Below are 15,347 nucleotides of genomic sequence, written 5' to 3' on the forward strand. Positions count from 1 at the left end.
CGCGGCCGCCCTCAGTCGCAGTCCTCCCCGCTGCACGCCTCCTCGAAGAAGGCCCCCCCTTCGGTGTGCTCCTGGATCGACTTCAGCAGCCGGTCCCGCTCGGCCTCGTCCACCTGCACCGGTACGACCCCACAGGCCCCGGTCAGCCGCCGGAAGCCGCCGCGGCTCTCCAGGCGCCCCTGCACCCGCACCGGCAGCCCGACGAGGTGGGCGTGCCCGGCTGTCCGGTAGTCCTCCTCGTCCAGCGTCACACGGACGTGCGGCACCTCGGCGCCCGCGAGCACCCGCAGCCGTACGCTGCCCTCGCCGCGCGGCCCCGACCGTCGCATCCGGACGACGGAACCGGTGATCCGCACCGGCACGGACGGTTCGTCGCGCAGAAAGCGGGCGCCGGCCTCGCGCAGGACGGGCAGGTCGCCGGGCGAGAACTCGACCGGCTCGGCGGAGGCCGCGCAGTCCTCCGGGACGCCCGCGGCCGGCGCCCACTCGACGGCGATCCGGGCCCCCTCCGTGCCGCGCACCAGGGAGACGAGGGACTCGGTGAGCTCCCGGCTGACGCCGGCCTCGACCGCGCCGTCGAAGGCGTCCATGCCGCCGGTGGCCCGCTGGTAGTCGATGGCCTCGCGGATGGCGTACAGGGCCTGCTGGAGGCGTACGGCGAGCGGGCGCCCGGCGGCCACGGGGGCGAAGGCGGTGAGCCTGCGGCCGCCGGTCGCCGAGCCGACCAGGACGTCTCCAGCGTCGCGGCCGCCGCCCTGCGGTGCCGGGCGCCGTAGTAGCCCGCACGCGCGCGTGTGGCGAGCGCGGCCGCGAGCAGCATCTGCCGGGCGGCCGTGCGCAACTGCTCCTCGACCGTCCAGGGCGCGGTGTCCACCGGTCCGGCCGGCACGTCCCGCCACCAGCGGATCTCGTCGCTGGGCACGGCGAGTCCGACAAGGACCTCGCGCGCCGAGGGGTTGCCGCTGCGGGACAGGGCGATCAGGGCCTCGCCGAGCAGGTCGTCGCTGTCGGGGAAGGCCCGGCTCTCGGGCACCAGCAGGCTGGTCCCGCCGCCGCCCGGCCCGGGCGGGGTCCAGCGGCCGTAGCGCCCGGGGGCGCCTCCGCGCCGCTGCCAGCCGTGCCGGTGCAGCAGGGCGCCGAGCACGGCGGGGTCGACCTCGGCGGGGTCGGGGGGACGGTTCCAGCGGGCGGCGTCCCCGGTGACGGGATGCGGCCTGCCCTCCCGCAGGGGCTCGTCGTACGGACGGTCCCTCATGGTCTGCCTCCCGTCCCGACCCGCGTCATGATCTCGCACAGCGCCCGGTCGTCGAAGATGCGCGAGGTCGGGATCCGCACGGTGGTCCGGTGCCGGCCGGTGATCGCGTGGCCGGCCAGGTTGACCCAGTAGCAGCAGTGCCGCAGATCGAGCCGGTCGTGGCTGGCGCGCAGCCAGTCGTCCTGGGAGCGCGGCACCAGCATCACGACGATGATCTTGTGCACCGAGACCGGGGTGCGGGCGAGCTTGCGCAGATGGTCGTTGTCGAGCGTGAAGGAGAAGAAGCGGCCCGGCGGGTTCGGCGCGATCTGGTACGTGCACTTCAGCTGCACCTTGATGGTCACCTCGTCGTCGACGGTGTGCCCGGGTGAGCCATGGCTGACGTGCCAGTCGATGCCGTTGTCCGGGAACGGCTGCGACAGCGAGCAGCCGGCCGCCGCGGCGACCGCGTGCAGATATCCGACCTGCAGTGTCTCCATGCAGGCGGTGGTGGCGAGTGTGCCGCGATGGGGTGCCGTCCGTTCGGGCAGCAGCCCGCCCCGCTCGGGCTGCGCTATCACCATGACCAACAGCCTTCCAAGCCAAGTGTTTCCCCGCTGCGGGCCGCTGAACTGCAAAGACCCGCACTCCTGTTGTGTCCTTCCGGCGTACGGCGCAAACAGCCCGGGTATCACCAAACAGGCAGAAGACGGGACGTCAGCTGCCGTGGGTGAACGAGGAGTTGTGGTGCGATGACGAGCTGGTACGAGGGGCCGCTGGCCGCCTTCGACACGGAGACCACCGGCGTGGACGTCGAGACCGACCGGATCGTGTCGGCCGCCGTCGTGGTCCAGGACGCCCCGGGGACCCGGCCCCGGGTGACCCGTTGGCTGGTCAACCCGGGTGTGCCGGTGCCGGAGGCGGCGACGGCGGTGCACGGGCTGACGGAGGAACACCTGCAGCGCAACGGCCGCTGGCCGGCGCCGGTGATGTTCGAGATAGCGGAGGAGCTGGCCGAGCACGCGACCATGCACCGCCCGCTGGTGGTGATGAACGCGCCGTTCGATCTGACGCTCCTGGACCGCGAGTTGCGCCGCCACCGCGCCTCGTCGCTCGACCGCTGGTTTGACTCGTCACCGCTCTTGGTGCTCGACCCGCGGGTCCTGGACAAGCACCTAGACCGCTACCGCAAGGGCCGCCGCACGCTGACCGACCTGTGCGCGCACTACGGCGTCGTACTGGAGGGCGCGCACGACGCGGGCGCGGACGCGCTGGCCGCGCTGGAAGTCGTACGGGCGCTCGGACGGCGCTTCGCGACCCGGCTGGAGCGCCTCTCCCCCGCCGAGCTGCACACCCTGCAGACCACCTGGCACGCGGCACAGGCCCGCGGCCTGCAGGCGTGGTTCGCGCGCAGCGGTTCGGACGAGGCGGTGAGCACCGACTGGCCGTTGCGCCCGGAGCTGCCGGCGGCGGCGTAGCGGCTCGAGGGCCTGGCAACGGACCCCCGTAGCAAGCCAGCAAAAGAGCCGGTCCGCGAGTTGCGGACCGGCTCCTTCCCGGTGGGCGATACTGGGTTCGAACCAGTGACCTCTTCGGTGTGAACGAAGCGCTCTCCCACTGAGCTAATCGCCCGGGAACGAACTGAACAATACAGGTCCGGGCGGGCTTCCTTCAAACCGCTTCGAGGTACGCAGCCAGGCCGCGCCGCCCGGCCCGCATCATCAGCCGGTGGTTGACGCGGAAGAACGGGCGTCCGGGCACGGCCAGTCGCCTCAGCAGGGGCTTGCTGACGTCGACCACCTGGTCGTAGCGGGCGAGGGTGCCGGAGCCGTCGGGGGTGACGGTCCAGCGGGCCCAGCCGTCCATGTCGCCGGACAGCGCCGTCTCCAGGACCCCGGCGGCCGGGTCGCGGCGCACCTCGCGCGCGGTGACGGTCAGGTCGTACGGGAGGAACGCGCGGATGGTGAACAGGCCCGTGGTGTCGTCGAGACGGTGTACCGAGCGCACCTGGGGCCACCAGCTCGGATAGTCCTCGGGTCGCTCCAGCGCTCCGTAGACGACGCCGGCCGGCGCGGTCAGGGACCAGAGACTGAGGAAGCGGTAGTGGGTCCAGTCCATGGGCGGAGTCTGCCCGTACCCAGCGCTTCGCACCGGGATCTGAGTACGTTCTGAGTACGCGCACTCATGCCGGGTGACGTGACGCGGACCACACTCCAGAGCATGACGTACCCCCCGCCCCCGGCCGAGGAGCTGCGGCTCATCGATGCGGAGTTGTGGCAACTCGACGCCCGCCGGGCCCAGTTGCTGACCCGTCGCGCCTGGCTGGTCGCCGCCCTGCACCGTCCGGTGCCGCCGATACCCCTCGCGCCGCCGCGCCCCGAGGCCTCCGCGCCGCGCGTCCAGAATGTGCTGCTCATGCTCGGCGGTGTGCTCCTGACCATCGCGGCGGTGGCGTTCACGCTGGTCAGCTGGGGGCACCTGGGCATCGCCGGACGGGCCCTGGTGCTCGGCGCGGTCACCCTGGCCGCGCTCGCGGCGCCGGTGGCGCTGCTGAAGCGGGGGCTCGGGTCGACGGCCGAGTCGGTGGCGGGTCTGGGTCTCGCGCTGACCGTGCTCGACGCGTACGCGCTGCACGAGGTGGCGTTCACCGGCACGGGCGGCACGGCGTACGCGGCGCTCGCCGCGGCGGCACTGGCGGGGCTGTGGGCGGCGTACGGGCTGCCGCCTCTGACGGCACCGCTGCGCACGCCCGTTCCCGCCGCGCTGCTCTCGGCCCAACTCCCGCTGCTCCTCTGGGCGATAGCGGTGGGCAGCGGCCCGTACCGCATCGCGTCGGCACTCCTGGCGACGGCCGGATTCGACACGGTCGTGGCACTCGTGAGCACCACCCAGGCCGTCCGCCTCGTCGCCGCCCTCGGCGCTTGCGGCACGGGCGGCCTCGGCGCATGGACGGCCGGCTGGCTCTCCTGGGACGCAGCCGGCCCGAGCGCCGCCGCCCGTGCGGCGGCGCTCCTCGCCCTCGCGGCGGTGATCGTGCTCGGCGCCGCCTGGCGCCTGGAGCGGCCGGTCACCGCCGCGAGTGGCGCTGTGGCGGGAGGTCTGCTGCTGGTGACGGCGTTCGGCGGCCTCCTGCGCGTGACGCTGCCGGACGACTGGACGGTGCCCGGCCATCTGGCCCTGGGCGTCGCCCTGTTGGCGGCCGTACGAGCACCACTCCCCGAGCCCGTACGCCGTGGTCTTTTCCTGGCCTCGGGCGGCGTCCAGGCCATGGCGCTGCTGTGGACCGTCCCGTTGGCCGCCGTCACCCTCCTGGGCCCCGCCGCCTGGGCGACGCACGTCTGGTCCGGTGCCCCGTCCGACGCGCGCGCCACGGTGACGGCCGACGCGCCGTGGCCGCCGCACGCGGTGGCGGTGCCGGTCGTCCTCGCGGTCGTCACCGCCGTGCTGATGCTGGCGGTTCGCGACACGATCTGGCGCCCCCGGGCCCTCGCCGGCGCCCTGACCCTGGTGTGGGCCACGGTTCTCGTCCTCCCGGCGGTGCTCCAACTGCCGTATGCCGCCGGGCTGTCGATCCAGGGGGTCACCACGGCGGCAGCGCTGCTGGCGGCCGTGTCCCGACGCCGCCACGCGCCCGAGCAGGAGCCCGACCAGGAGTCCGAGCGCCCACCCGCGCAGCCGACCACCTACCCGCCCGCGCAGGTGACCGCCCTGGTCCTCGCGCTCCTCACCTCCCTCGCCCTGTCCTTCGGCGCGCTCGCGACACGAACGGCGACCCTGACGGTGCTCGGCGCCCTGACGGCGCTGTTCGCGGGGGCGTCCCTCGTCTCGCGTCTCGCCCCGGTCACGGCCCCCGCCGCGCTCGCCCACGCCACCGCGCTCGCCGTCGCCACGGGCGCCGTCGCCGACTGGCAGCCGTCGCACACGGCCCTGCTCGTGCTGGCGGTCCCCCTGGCCGCCGCGCTCCTCGCCGCGCGTCTCGGCGACTCCCCGGCGGCCGTCCCGGTGGAGGCGGCGGGAGCGGCGGCCGGACTGCTCGCGACCGGGCTCGCCCGCACCGACCCGCCGATGCTGGCCCTGGTGCTCGGCCTGTGCGCGGTGATCACCGCGGGCGTGGCGATCCGCCCCGGCCGCCGCCCCGTCGGCTACGCGTCCGCGGCCCTGTTCGCCCTGGCCGCCTGGGTACGGCTGGCGTCCTGGGGTGTCGTGGCCCCCGAGGCGTACACGCTCCCCGTCACCGTCCCGGCGCTGATCATCGGCGTACTGCGCAGGCGGCACGATCCGCGGACCTCGTCCTGGACGGCGTACGGCGCCGCACTCGCCGCCACCTTGCTGCCGAGCGTCGCCGCCGCCTGGGGCGATCCGCACTGGACCCGTCCCCTGCTGCTGGGCACGGCGGCGCTCCTGCTCACCCTGCTGGGCGCCCGGCACCGGCTGCAGGCGCCGCTCGTACTCGGTGGCGGCGTGCTCACGCTGGTCGCGCTGCACGAACTCGCCCCGTATCTGGTGCAGATGGCCGGCGCGCTGCCCCGCTGGGTGCCTCCCGCCCTCGCCGGGCTGCTCCTGCTCGCGCTCGGGGCGACGTACGAGCAGCGCATCCGGGACGTCCGGCGGGTGCGGGAGGTCCTGGGGAGGATGAACTGAGCGGTTACGACGGCATCCTGTCGCCGAGCAGCGCCAGGTTCTCGATGGCGGCGAGGCCGTAGAGCGCGGTGTCGTTCGAGGACACCCAGCTCGCCTCGCCGCCCTCGACCAGCGTGGCCGGGCCGGTCAGCCGCTCCGTCCTCCACGGCGAGGATTCCGCGTAGCCGTCAAACTTCGTCCAGGCGCGCTTGGCGAGCGTCGCGTCGCCGGTCTGTACGGCGGCGTAGGCGTCGAGGCGGGAGTGACCCTGGAAGAGCAGCAGGGTGCCGAAGTTGGAGCCGTAACGGGCCGTCTGCTCGGCCTTGGTGGCGTTGAAGCAGCGGCAGTAGTCGAGGTAGGCATCCTTGAACCGCGGCATGTCGACGAGGTGGATGAGCTCGGCGCACAGTTCGTTGAGGCCGGAGACGGCGGAGAGGTGGGGCACCGAGACCACGGGCGTGTCGGCGACGGCGAACCTGCCGGTGTCGAGGTCGTACAGACCGCTGCCCTGCACGAAGCCGTTGGGCTGGGCGGCGATGGTCTCCAGGGTTGACAGCACGCGCGCCTTGGCCTTCTCCCACTTGGGGCCCTTGCGCTCCCACTCGGTCAGCCAGGCCGACACCAGTCCGCTCCAGTCGGTGCCGAAGCCGATCGACAGGGCGTGCCGGTCGGGTGTGTACGGCTCGGTGCGGATCTTGCGGATCGGGTCGAGGACGAGGAACGTCTCGTCGGAGTCGACATTGGCGTGCATGAGGTCGCCGACGCGCTCGTCGGCGGTGAGGAAGTAGTAGTAGTAGCGCCGGTAGGTGGTGTTGGCGATGCGCTGCTGCTTGGCGCTGTCGGCGAAGTGCTGCACGCCGTGCCGGGTACCGAGTCCGGCCCATTCGCCCAGGTGGTAGACGTCGACCTCGCCGGTGTGGCGGGTCATGGCCTCGGCGAAGCGGAAGATGTCGGCGCGGCCGGAGCGCAGATACCTACTGCGGTCCCGCCGACGCCACCGGTGAAGTTGTCGAACCCGACCCACTTCGGGGTGTTGAAGAGGTTGTAGTCCGTGAAGGCGAAGTAGAGCGAGGCGACCATCGGGCCCGCGGTCAGCAGCAGGAAGCCGGCGATCCACGGGGACATGAACAAGTAGCCGGCGAGGTTCTCCTGGCGGCCCCGGCGCCCCCGCCGCCCCCTGGCCGTGGGGGCGGCGGCACGGGTCTTCCGGGCGGCGGGCACGGATTCCTTGACGAGCGTCACGGAGGTTCCCTTCAGCCCTGGAAGGCGGCCTCGGACTCGGTGAGGAACTGCTTCACCGGGTCCGCGACCGTGGTCTTGCCCTGTCCGAGGTCACCGCCGATGCGCAGGAAGGCGGCCTCGACGGTGTCGGCACCCGAGGGGTGCGGCGTGATCGTGCCGATGACGCCGGACTTGGCGGTGTCCTCCTCGTACTGCGCGATCTCCTTGCTCACCGCGTCGGCCGGCTTGAACGCCGCGTACTGCTCGGTGCTCGCCAGGATGCCCCGGTCGTAGCCCATGATCTTGCCGACCTCGGGGTCGTGGACCATGAAGTCGATGAACTGGGCGACTTCCTCGGGGTGCGCGGTACGGGCCGAGGCGCTCAGCATCAGAGACGCCAGGTACTGGCCGGTGCGTGTGCCGTCCACCGTCGGGATCGGGGCCAGGCCGTAGGTGCTGCTGCCCTCCGCCGAGTAGCGGACCGTGAAGTTGTCCCAGGTGAACTCCGAGGCACCGTGTCCGGCGGAGAGCGAGGACTTGGGCTGGTCCTGGGAGACGACCTTCGGGTCGGTGACGATGCCGGCCTTCACCCGGTTGTAGCCGTCCTGCCACCACTCCGTCAGATCAGCCTTGTCGAAGCCGAGCCCGACCTTGGTGAAGAACGCCTTGCCGTTCTGCCGGAGGTACAGGTCGTACAGGTACATGATGGTGAAGTAGCCGGTGTCCCCGGGAGTCCCGGTCCTGTCGTGGATGGTCTTCAGGGCCTTGAAGTACTCGTCCCAGGTCCAGCCCGCCCGCGGATCCACGCCCGTCCGCTGGAAGACCTTCTTGTCGACGACCAGCGCCATGGTGTTCGAGCCGACGGGCACACCGAGCTGCTTGCCGTCCACCTCGCCGACCTTGGTCACACCGGCGCGGAAGTGATCCAGGCTCAGATTGCCTGCCTGCACCTGGGACTTCAGGTCGAGAAGAATGCCTCTCTTGTCGTACTTCCGAAGAAATCCGACGGCATTCTGGAAAACGTTCGGCGGATTTCCGCCCGCGGCCTGCGTCTGAAACTTCTCCCAGAACGAGAGATACGCCTGGAAGTCGGTCTTGACCTTGATCTTCGGATACTTCTTCTCGAAGAGCGCGATGCTCTGATTGATCCTTTTCGCCCGCTCCTCGGCACCCCACCACGAGTAACGGATCGTCACCGTCCCGCCCCCGGAACCGCTGCCAGCGCCACACCCCGTCGTGGCGGCCGGCCCGAGCGCGGCCGTCGAAGCCCCGGCCGCCTTGAGGATCGTTCACCTCTCCACATTCCTGCCACTTCCCACAGTCGGGCCCTCCCGCGCGTCGCCGCTCGCATGAATCGTTTCAAGCAAGCGCTTGCTGGCACAAGGTACGGAGCCCCACGAGTGCGTCAATGACTCGGGCAGGAATTTCTCGCGCGGGCGCCTACCGGCGGGAAGGCGGGGACGAGGCCGGGAACCGGAGCGGGAACGGGGGCGATTGGAAGGTTTGGGCCACCCCGAAGTCGTCGCACCTGGGCGTTTCGCTCTTGCAGTTGGCCCAGATCGTCCAATGACCGAGGTGATGCCTCAGCCGGAGCGAGCCGGCCGGTACAGACGACGGCCCGCTTGCACTGATGCAGGCGGGCCGTCGGTTCCGGGTGGGCGATACTGGGTTCGAACCAGTGACCTCTTCGGTGTGAACGAAGCGCTCTCCCACTGAGCTAATCGCCCGGACGCAGGGAGAACATTACCCCATGTCAGGCGGTGCCTCCGACCAGTGCCGACCAGCGCCGACCGGTGCGGATCACTGGTGCTTGAGCTCCCAGGGCATCACGACGCCGAACCTCCCGACGTAGATCCCGACGAGGACGGCCACGATCACCAGGCCGATCACCGTGAGGGCGATGTTGCGCCGACGGACCTTCGGTTCCAGCGCCCGCTGGGCCGCCTCCGTGACCTTGCGCTTGGTCCAGCGCAACACCAACTGGGCCCAGACGAACTCCGTGGCCCAGACCGCCATACCGGCGAAGATCACCACCCAGCCGGGTCCCGGCAAAGGCAGCAGGACGACGCCCGCGACGACGACCGCCAGGCCGACGACGAAGATGCCGACCTGCCAGCTCACGTGCAGGGCGCGCCGCGCCTTGATGAACTCCGGCGCCTTCGATCCGAGCCCGCTTCCGACGCGCACCCCGTCCGCCTCCGCCTCGCCGGACGCCACAGCGACGTCGCCCGGCTCGTTACTCCCCGTATTCACACGGAGAGTCCCTACGCGAGTGAAACCGGTCACCGGAATGGTCGTACCTCGCGTACTGGTTCTCGGCCGGAAGAGTTACGTAAAGACACGCAAAACACTCAGAGGGGTTTACAACGGCACCGTAGGTGGCATGTCGATTTCGCCGACGTGCGAATCCCCGAGCGCACACTGAGCGAAAGGCCCTGGCGCTTATGAACACCACGGTCAGCTGCGAGCTGCACCTGCGCCTCGTTGTGTCGAGCGAGTCCTCCCTGCCTGTCCCCGCAGGCCTGCGGTACGACACGGCCGACCCCTACGCCGTGCACGCCACCTTCCACACCGGAGCCGAGGAGACCGTCGAGTGGGTGTTCGCCCGCGACCTCCTCGCCGAGGGTCTGCACCGGCCCACAGGCACCGGCGACGTCCGCGTCTGGCCGTCCCGCAGCCATGGCCAGGGCGTCGTGTGCATCGCCCTGAGCTCCCCGGAGGGGGAGGCCCTGCTCGAGGCCCCTGCGCGGGCCCTGGAGTCCTTCCTGAAGCGGACGGATGCCGCCGTGCCTCCGGGCACGGAACACCGGCACTTCGATCTGGATCAGGAGCTCTCGCACATCCTGGCGGAAAGCTAGGTCGCGGCCCCTCGAAGCCGCCCGGCGCCGTCCACTCGGGGAGACGGCTCGGGCCCAAGACAATCGCATACGGGATGCGCACCGGCGCCGTCACCGTGGGTTTCCGCGGGGGCGGCGTCGGTGTGCGTGGGCGTCCGGCACCCGTGGTCACGGTCACGGAGCGTGCTCCTGGGAACGCCTTCGGCCACGAGAACGTTCTACCGGCAGCCAGCCACTACCATCGGCCAGCATCGGCGGGCGCCCGCCCGACCCCCCAGGCCAGGGAGCGAAACGTGCTGATCACCCACGACACCCGGTGCGCCCTCGACACCGTGGTGGATCTGGTGAACACCGTGCCGGAGGACGACACGACGGCGGACGGACTGCCGGATGTCGCGGCCCTCGAAGATTTTGTGCGAACGCACAAAATAAGTGATGTCGGGATCCTGTCCGAGTTCGACCTGTCGGCGGTGCGCAAGATCCGCGGACGGTTCGCGGGGATCTTCGCGGCTCCCGACGGCCGGTCCGCGGCCGGCCTGATCAACGAACTGGTCGCCGCCGCCGGCACGACGCCCCGGCTGACGGACCACGACGGCTACGACTGGCATGTGCACTACTTCGCCCCCGGCGCCTCCGTGGCCGACCACCTCGCCGCCGACTGCGGAATGGCACTGGCCTTCTTCGTGGTCGCCGGGGAGCAGGAGCGGCTGCGGCGCTGCGAGGCCCCCGACTGCCGGCGCGCCTTCGTCGACCTCTCCCGGAACCGCTCGCGGCGCTACTGCGACAGCCGCACCTGCGGGAACCGGCTGCACGTGGCCGCGTACCGGGCACGGCGCAAGGAGGCGGCGGGCTGATCGCCCGCCCGGCCTGCCCTTCTCTGTGCGGAGCGCCTTGGCGCCTATGCCCTCGTCGATGCGGGACGCCTCGGTGCCGACGCCCGTCCCGGCGGGTGGCGCCGGGAAGGGCGTGTACGGCTCAAAGCCACAGCAGATCGTGCAGCGCGGCCATGAGGAGCAGACACCCGATCACCGCTAGGAAGATCATCAGCGGTGGCTGGGAAAGGGCGAAGAGGCATCCACGCGGCTCGTCCTTCGGCGGCGCGGCATCGCTCTGTGTCGTGTCCAGCATCTCGCGGCGATGATGGCCCAGGGGGCACCTCCCGCGCGATCAACACGCCCGTTGGATGCGGGAGTTCGCCGAATTCTGTGATCTCCGGTCCGGTTCGGGTCCGACCATGATCACTTCCGGGTGCGGTCTCGACCCACTGTGTCGTTTCAGTACGTCACGCGACCGTCATCCCGAGCGGTCGCCCGAACCGTCATATGCCGTGCTTCTTGAGGATGGCCTCGATGTCGCTGAAGTCGTCCGAGGAGCCCGTGGCGCGGGGCGCGGTCGTCGGCCGGGTCGCCGGGCCGAGGGAGGGCGCGGAGGCCGTCGGGGCCACCGCCGTCTCGCTCCGGGCGGCGCGGGCGGCCTTGCGCTCCGCACGGGTGCCCCCACGTCGGCGTTCGACGGCGCGTGTGGTCGCGAGCAGGGCCCAGGCCCCGCCCAGCAGGCCGAAGCCGATCCAGGCCGTGGGGCTGAACGCGGTGTCGGCCAGCCAGCCGACGACACCGGTCATCACCAGGCCGACGGGAATGAGTGAGTAGGCCGCGATGCGGACGGCCGCCAGGAAGCGCTTGCGGTAGGCGGTGACCGCAGCGATGCCCAGGCCGGCCGCGGACACGGCGGAACAGACGGTCTCGGCAATCATCCGGTCCTCCTGGCGGACTCGGTCGGGCAGGATGGAAGGGCAGCGTGCGCTCGCGGACGAGCGAGCTGCGCTTCGTCCCTTCCATCCTGCACCGCCCGGTACCCGCAATGCCATGGTCGGGCCCGACATCAGGGACATCTCCGGGTCGCGTCCTCCCCAGGTGCCGGTCACCGGCGTACGGTCCCGATTCGGCCCCGGGATGCCCGCCTGGGAGACTGGTGCCCATGAGCGACTCCTCCCCCGCACCCACCGGTATCGCCGTTCCCGTACTCGAGGTGTGGTGCGAACTCCAGTGCCCGGACTGCCGCAGCGCCCTGGACGACTTGCACGCCCTGCGCGCCCGCTACGGCGACCGGCTGGAACTGCGGCTGCGGCACTTCCCGCTGGAGAAGCACAAGCACGCCTTCGCCGCGGCGCAGGCCGCCGAGGAGGCCCTGGAACAGGGCAAGGGCTGGGCGTACGTGGAGGCCGTGCTCGGACGGGTCGAGGAACTGACCCGCAGGGGAGAACCCTTCCTGGTCGAGGTCGCCCGCGAACTAGGTCTGGACGCCGAGGAGTTCGACACCGCACTGATCGACGGGCGGCACATCCTGATCGTCGACGCCGACCAGGCCGAGGGCAAGGCGATCGGTGTGACGGGCACCCCGACGTATGTCATCGCCGGCGAACGCCTCGACGGCGGCAAGAGCCAGGAGGGGCTGCGCGAGCGCATCGAGGAGATCACCGACCGGCTGCTGGCCGGGCAGGACTGACCTCGGAGCAGGTCTTTGTGACGTCGGGACGGTACGTCGAGACCTCAGAGCAGGGTCTTGTACATCGCGTACGACGTCGGCACGTATCGCAGTGACGCGTACAGCCGCTCGGCCGGTGTGTTGCCGGCAAAGACGTTGAGGCCCAGGACGCGCTTTCCGGCGGCGATCGCCTGGGCCTCGGCCAGCAGCATCAGCGAGCGTCCGTGGCCCCGGCCCCGGGCCTGCTCGTCGATCTCCACGTCGTAGACGTACGCCGTGTCCCCGGCGAGTGACAGCCACAGCGTCCCGACCCCGGCTCCCTCCTGCTCCAGCACGCTCACCAGCATGTTCTCGGTCGCGAGGCCCTGGGGCAGCAGCTGTGCGTGGTCGTGTTCCGACTTGGCCCGCGCCTCGGCCCCGGGTACGCCGCGGTCGATCCAGTCCTGCGCGTAGTCCGCGAGCTTGCGCACGAGCCAAGGCCCGTACTCGGACTCGGTCATGGGTCTGCCCCGGCTGCCCGCGGGCAGTGCGGGCGGTGTGTCGCCGAGCGGCTTCTCCATGCCGCGGTTGCGGTGGACGTAACCGAGCGCCGTGGCGAGCCGCAGTGCGCCCTCGGCGTCGGCGGGCACGGAGACCTCGATGCGCTTGCAGCCCCAGCCGCGCGCCACCTCCTCGGCGGCGAGCGCGGCCACCGCGCCCCGGCCGCGTCCGCGGTCGGGCTCCTCGATGCACAGGTAGTCGATCCGGGCGACGGTGGGCCCGAAGACGGGGTGCGTGGAGAGGTGCACCACACCGACGGGACGCCCGTTCACGCACACCTGGAAGTGACGCGACAGCGCCCCGTCGGTGGCCCGCTGAAGCGGCTCGGTCGGCCGCAGGGTAGTGGTCATCACGGGTGTTCTACCCGTTCCCGGGGCCCGGAGCAGCCCAATATCCGGGGCCCCTTCCGAGAGCGTCGGGGAGCGTCCGGGCCGATCAGGGGTCGAGGTCGTGCCCGGACCGCTCGTCGAAGATCCGCATCGCCTTGGCGGTCACCGGGCCCGGCGCGCCGGGCAGTTCGCGGGCGTCGACCCGGTGCACGGCCTGTACGTCCCGGAGGGTGGACGTGAGGAAGACCTCGTCGGCGCGTTCCAGGACGTCCAGCGGCAGGTCGGTCTCCTTGGCGCCGGTCCACTCGACGGTCAGGGCGCGGGTGATGCCGGGCAGGCAGCCGGAGGCGATCGGCGGGGTGTGGATCTCGCCGTCGAGGACGACGAAGACGTTCGAGCCCGTGCCCTCGCAGAGCTGCCCGACCGTGTTGGCGAACAGCGCCTCGGAGGCGCCCTGTTGACTGGCCCTGGCGAGGGCGACCACGTTCTCGGCGTACGAGGTCGTCTTCAGGCCGGTCAGCGCGCCCCGCTCGTTGCGGGTCCAGGGGACGGTGATCACGGCGGTGGAGTCGGCGCGGCGGCGGGTCTCACCGAGGGCGACCACCAGGGTCGGGCCGTGCTCGCCGCGGTCGGAGCCGAGGGGACCGTGGCCGCCGGTGTAGGTGATGCGCAGCCGGCCCAGTGGCATCGGGTTGGCCTCCAGGACGGCGGCGCAGGCGCGGCGCACCTCGTCGTGGTCGGGGTCGGGCAGCCCGAGCCCCCGGGCCGAGCGGGTCAGCCGGTCCAGGTGGCGGGTGAGCGCGAACAGCTTCCCGTCGGTCGCCTTCACCGTCTCGAAGATGCCGTCGCCCACGGTCAGCCCGTGGTCGAAGACGGAGACACGGGCGGACTCGATGTCCTGCAGTCCGCCGTCCAGCCAGATCTTCACCCGAGACCCCTTCCACTTTGCGCGTACGTGCCCGACGCTACCGCGAGCAGCCGGGACGCCTTCAGTTCGGTCTCCCGCCACTCCCCCTCGGGGTCCGATCCCCAGGTGATACCGGCGCCCGTGCCGAAGCGCAGCGTCGCCGCGCCCTGGGCGGACCGGTCGATCCAGAAGGTGCGGATGCCGACGGCCAGCTCGCCGGTGCCCCGGTCGGCGTCGACCCAGCCGATGCCGCCGCAGTACGGGCCGCGGGGCGCCGTCTCCAGGGCGTCGATGATCCGCAGGGCGCTCGACTTGGGCGCGCCGGTGACGGAGCCGGGCGGGAAGGCGGCGGCGAGCAGTCCGGGCCAGCCCGCGCCGTCACGCAGCTCGCCGCGGACGGTGGACACCAGGTGGACCAGGCCGGGGTGCTTCTCCACGGCGCACAGGTCGGGGACGGTCACGCTGCCGGTGGCGCAGACCCGCCCGATGTCGTTGCGGACCAGGTCCACGATCATCACGTTCTCGGCGTAGTCCTTCTCCAGGAGGTCCGCCTCGGTGCGTCCGGTGCCCTTGATCGGCCCGGACTCGACGATCAGTCCGGCACGGCGCAGGAAGAGCTCGGGCGAGGCCGTGGCGATCTCCACTCCGTCCTGGGGCAGCCGAATGGTTCCCGCGTACGGCGCCGGGTTGCCGCGGGCCAGCAGTGCGGTCAGGGCGTCCACGTCGGCGTCGGGGGCGACCGGCGCGGAGAGCACCCGGCAGAGGTTGGCCTGGTAGACCTCGCCGGCCGCGATGTGCTCGCGTATCCGGTGCACGGCCACGATGTACGCCGCGCGGTCGAGGGACGACGTCCAGTCGTCTGCCGCCGGGCCCCGCCACCGGCCCGGCACCGGGGCGGGCACCGGCTCGTCCCGTACGTCCGCGAAGCGGGCGCAGGTCAGCCGCCCCTCGAAGTCCGCGCAGACCGCCCAGAAACCGGAGGAGTCCAGGGCCGCGGGATCACTGGTGACATCGAGGAGGCCGGTGGCGACACGGTCACCGAAGCGGGCGAGAGGAGCGAGGTCGAGCACGGAGTCGAGTCTATGGCGGGTGTCGTGAGGGTGGCCCGGGCATGTCCCGCTGGTGCCCTGACCACGTCCTTCGGTGGGTGCAGCGCAGCACGCTGCGCAAACGCG

The 15,347-nt window shown here is 71.7% G+C and carries 14 protein-coding genes, 2 tRNA genes and 3 pseudogenes; 5 read left to right on the forward strand and 14 right to left on the reverse strand.

Annotated elements, in window-relative coordinates; all coding sequences use genetic code 11:
• Positions 1-11 precede the first annotated feature (11 nt).
• Together N8I87_RS07530 and N8I87_RS07535 are read right to left on the reverse strand one after the other, a co-directional pair.
• Positions 12-1,255: pseudogene (locus N8I87_RS07530) on the reverse strand (hypothetical protein).
• A complete protein-coding gene (locus N8I87_RS07535; RefSeq protein ID WP_263206677.1) occupies positions 1,252-1,818 on the reverse strand; it encodes a DUF4365 domain-containing protein in 567 nt (188 codons plus the stop codon). Before N8I87_RS07535 ends, N8I87_RS07530 begins: the two are co-directional and overlap by 4 nt.
• A 168-nt stretch (positions 1,819-1,986) precedes the next feature.
• Between N8I87_RS07535 and N8I87_RS07540 the strand changes: the two genes are divergently transcribed.
• Positions 1,987-2,712, forward strand: coding sequence for a 3'-5' exonuclease (locus N8I87_RS07540; RefSeq protein WP_263206679.1), 726 nt, complete (start codon positions 1,987-1,989; stop codon positions 2,710-2,712).
• Positions 2,713-2,794: 82 nt separating this feature from the next.
• Here N8I87_RS07540 and N8I87_RS07545 read toward each other — a convergent pair.
• Positions 2,795-2,866 (reverse strand) — tRNA-Val (locus N8I87_RS07545).
• Between the two features lie 39 nt (positions 2,867-2,905).
• Entirely contained in the window at positions 2,906-3,352 is a 447-nt protein-coding gene (locus N8I87_RS07550) for an SRPBCC family protein (RefSeq protein WP_263206681.1), read from the reverse strand.
• A gap of 102 nt (positions 3,353-3,454) precedes the next feature.
• On the opposite strand from N8I87_RS07550, the gene N8I87_RS07555 reads away from it, so the two are divergent.
• A complete protein-coding gene (locus N8I87_RS07555) occupies positions 3,455-5,875 on the forward strand; it encodes an SCO7613 C-terminal domain-containing membrane protein (protein WP_263206683.1) in 2,421 nt (806 codons plus the stop codon).
• 4 nt (positions 5,876-5,879) lie between these two features.
• On the opposite strand, the pseudogene N8I87_RS07560 reads toward N8I87_RS07555, so the two are convergent.
• From N8I87_RS07560 to N8I87_RS07580, 5 genes and pseudogenes are all read right to left on the reverse strand, one after another.
• Positions 5,880-6,827 (reverse strand): annotated as a pseudogene (locus N8I87_RS07560) (exo-rhamnogalacturonan lyase family protein); the annotation flags it as partial.
• 26 nt (positions 6,828-6,853) lie between these two features.
• Positions 6,854-7,096: pseudogene (locus tag N8I87_RS07565) on the reverse strand (ABC transporter permease); the annotation flags it as partial.
• An 11-nt stretch (positions 7,097-7,107) separates the two neighbouring features.
• The gene (locus N8I87_RS07570) at positions 7,108-8,361 is read right to left on the reverse strand and encodes an ABC transporter substrate-binding protein (protein WP_263216347.1); all 1,254 of its coding nucleotides are present in this window, start codon (positions 8,359-8,361) and stop codon (positions 7,108-7,110) included.
• A 369-nt stretch (positions 8,362-8,730) separates the two neighbouring features.
• Positions 8,731-8,802, reverse strand: a tRNA-Val gene (locus N8I87_RS07575).
• 73 nt (positions 8,803-8,875) lie between these two features.
• Complete coding sequence (locus N8I87_RS07580; protein WP_263206685.1) at positions 8,876-9,328, reverse strand: TIGR02611 family protein; 453 nt, start codon at positions 9,326-9,328, stop codon at positions 8,876-8,878.
• 191 nt (positions 9,329-9,519) lie between these two features.
• Here N8I87_RS07580 and N8I87_RS07585 point away from each other — a divergent pair, with 191 nt between their 5' ends.
• Positions 9,520-9,933 (forward strand): SsgA family sporulation/cell division regulator, encoded by a 414-nt coding sequence (locus N8I87_RS07585; RefSeq protein WP_004002642.1) that lies wholly within the window; start codon positions 9,520-9,522, stop codon positions 9,931-9,933.
• Positions 9,934-10,205: 272 nt separating this feature from the next.
• Complete coding sequence (locus tag N8I87_RS07590; protein WP_263206695.1) at positions 10,206-10,766, forward strand: CGNR zinc finger domain-containing protein; 561 nt, start codon at positions 10,206-10,208, stop codon at positions 10,764-10,766.
• A gap of 121 nt (positions 10,767-10,887) precedes the next feature.
• On the opposite strand, the gene N8I87_RS07595 is transcribed toward N8I87_RS07590, so the two are convergent.
• Together N8I87_RS07595 and N8I87_RS07600 are read right to left on the reverse strand one after the other, a co-directional pair.
• Entirely contained in the window at positions 10,888-11,040 is a 153-nt protein-coding gene (locus tag N8I87_RS07595) for a hypothetical protein (protein WP_263206696.1), read from the reverse strand.
• A gap of 190 nt (positions 11,041-11,230) precedes the next feature.
• Positions 11,231-11,665, reverse strand: a complete 435-nt coding sequence (locus N8I87_RS07600; RefSeq protein WP_263206698.1) for a hypothetical protein — start codon at positions 11,663-11,665, stop codon at positions 11,231-11,233.
• Positions 11,666-11,889: 224 nt separating this feature from the next.
• On the opposite strand from N8I87_RS07600, the gene N8I87_RS07605 reads away from it, so the two are divergent.
• The gene (locus N8I87_RS07605) at positions 11,890-12,417 is read left to right on the forward strand and encodes a DsbA family protein (protein WP_263206700.1); all 528 of its coding nucleotides are present in this window, start codon (positions 11,890-11,892) and stop codon (positions 12,415-12,417) included.
• A 44-nt stretch (positions 12,418-12,461) separates the two neighbouring features.
• Here N8I87_RS07605 and N8I87_RS07610 read toward each other — a convergent pair whose 3' ends face one another.
• The 3 genes from N8I87_RS07610 to N8I87_RS07620 form a co-directional block, all read right to left on the reverse strand.
• On the reverse strand, positions 12,462-13,286 hold the full coding sequence (locus tag N8I87_RS07610; protein ID WP_263206702.1) for a GNAT family N-acetyltransferase: 825 nt from the start codon (positions 13,284-13,286) through the stop codon (positions 12,462-12,464).
• A gap of 85 nt (positions 13,287-13,371) precedes the next feature.
• Positions 13,372-14,193 (reverse strand): aminotransferase class IV, encoded by an 822-nt coding sequence (locus tag N8I87_RS07615; RefSeq protein WP_263206703.1) that lies wholly within the window; start codon positions 14,191-14,193, stop codon positions 13,372-13,374.
• Complete coding sequence (locus N8I87_RS07620) at positions 14,190-15,242, reverse strand: chorismate-binding protein (RefSeq protein ID WP_263206704.1); 1,053 nt, start codon at positions 15,240-15,242, stop codon at positions 14,190-14,192. Before N8I87_RS07620 ends, N8I87_RS07615 begins: the two co-directional genes overlap by 4 nt.
• Between the last annotated feature and the right edge of the window lie 105 nt (positions 15,243-15,347).

This window comes from Streptomyces sp. HUAS 15-9, from assembly GCF_025642155.1.
GTDB lineage: Bacteria > Actinomycetota > Actinomycetes > Streptomycetales > Streptomycetaceae > Streptomyces.

Bases quoted from the DNA above. Each gene is read 5' to 3' on its own strand.
- N8I87_RS07535 (WP_263206677.1), bottom strand. From the start codon at position 1,818: ATGGTGATAGCGCAGCCCGAGCGGGGCGGGCTGCTGCCCGAACGGACG.
- N8I87_RS07540 (WP_263206679.1), top strand. From the start codon at position 1,987: ATGACGAGCTGGTACGAGGGGCCGCTGGCCGCCTTCGACACGGAGACC.
- N8I87_RS07550 (WP_263206681.1), bottom strand. From the start codon at position 3,352: ATGGACTGGACCCACTACCGCTTCCTCAGTCTCTGGTCCCTGACCGCG.
- N8I87_RS07555 (WP_263206683.1), top strand. From the start codon at position 3,455: ATGACGTACCCCCCGCCCCCGGCCGAGGAGCTGCGGCTCATCGATGCG.
- N8I87_RS07585 (WP_004002642.1), top strand. From the start codon at position 9,520: ATGAACACCACGGTCAGCTGCGAGCTGCACCTGCGCCTCGTTGTGTCG.
- N8I87_RS07595 (WP_263206696.1), bottom strand. From the start codon at position 11,040: ATGCTGGACACGACACAGAGCGATGCCGCGCCGCCGAAGGACGAGCCG.
- N8I87_RS07600 (WP_263206698.1), bottom strand. From the start codon at position 11,665: ATGATTGCCGAGACCGTCTGTTCCGCCGTGTCCGCGGCCGGCCTGGGC.
- N8I87_RS07605 (WP_263206700.1), top strand. From the start codon at position 11,890: ATGAGCGACTCCTCCCCCGCACCCACCGGTATCGCCGTTCCCGTACTC.
- N8I87_RS07610 (WP_263206702.1), bottom strand. From the start codon at position 13,286: ATGACCACTACCCTGCGGCCGACCGAGCCGCTTCAGCGGGCCACCGAC.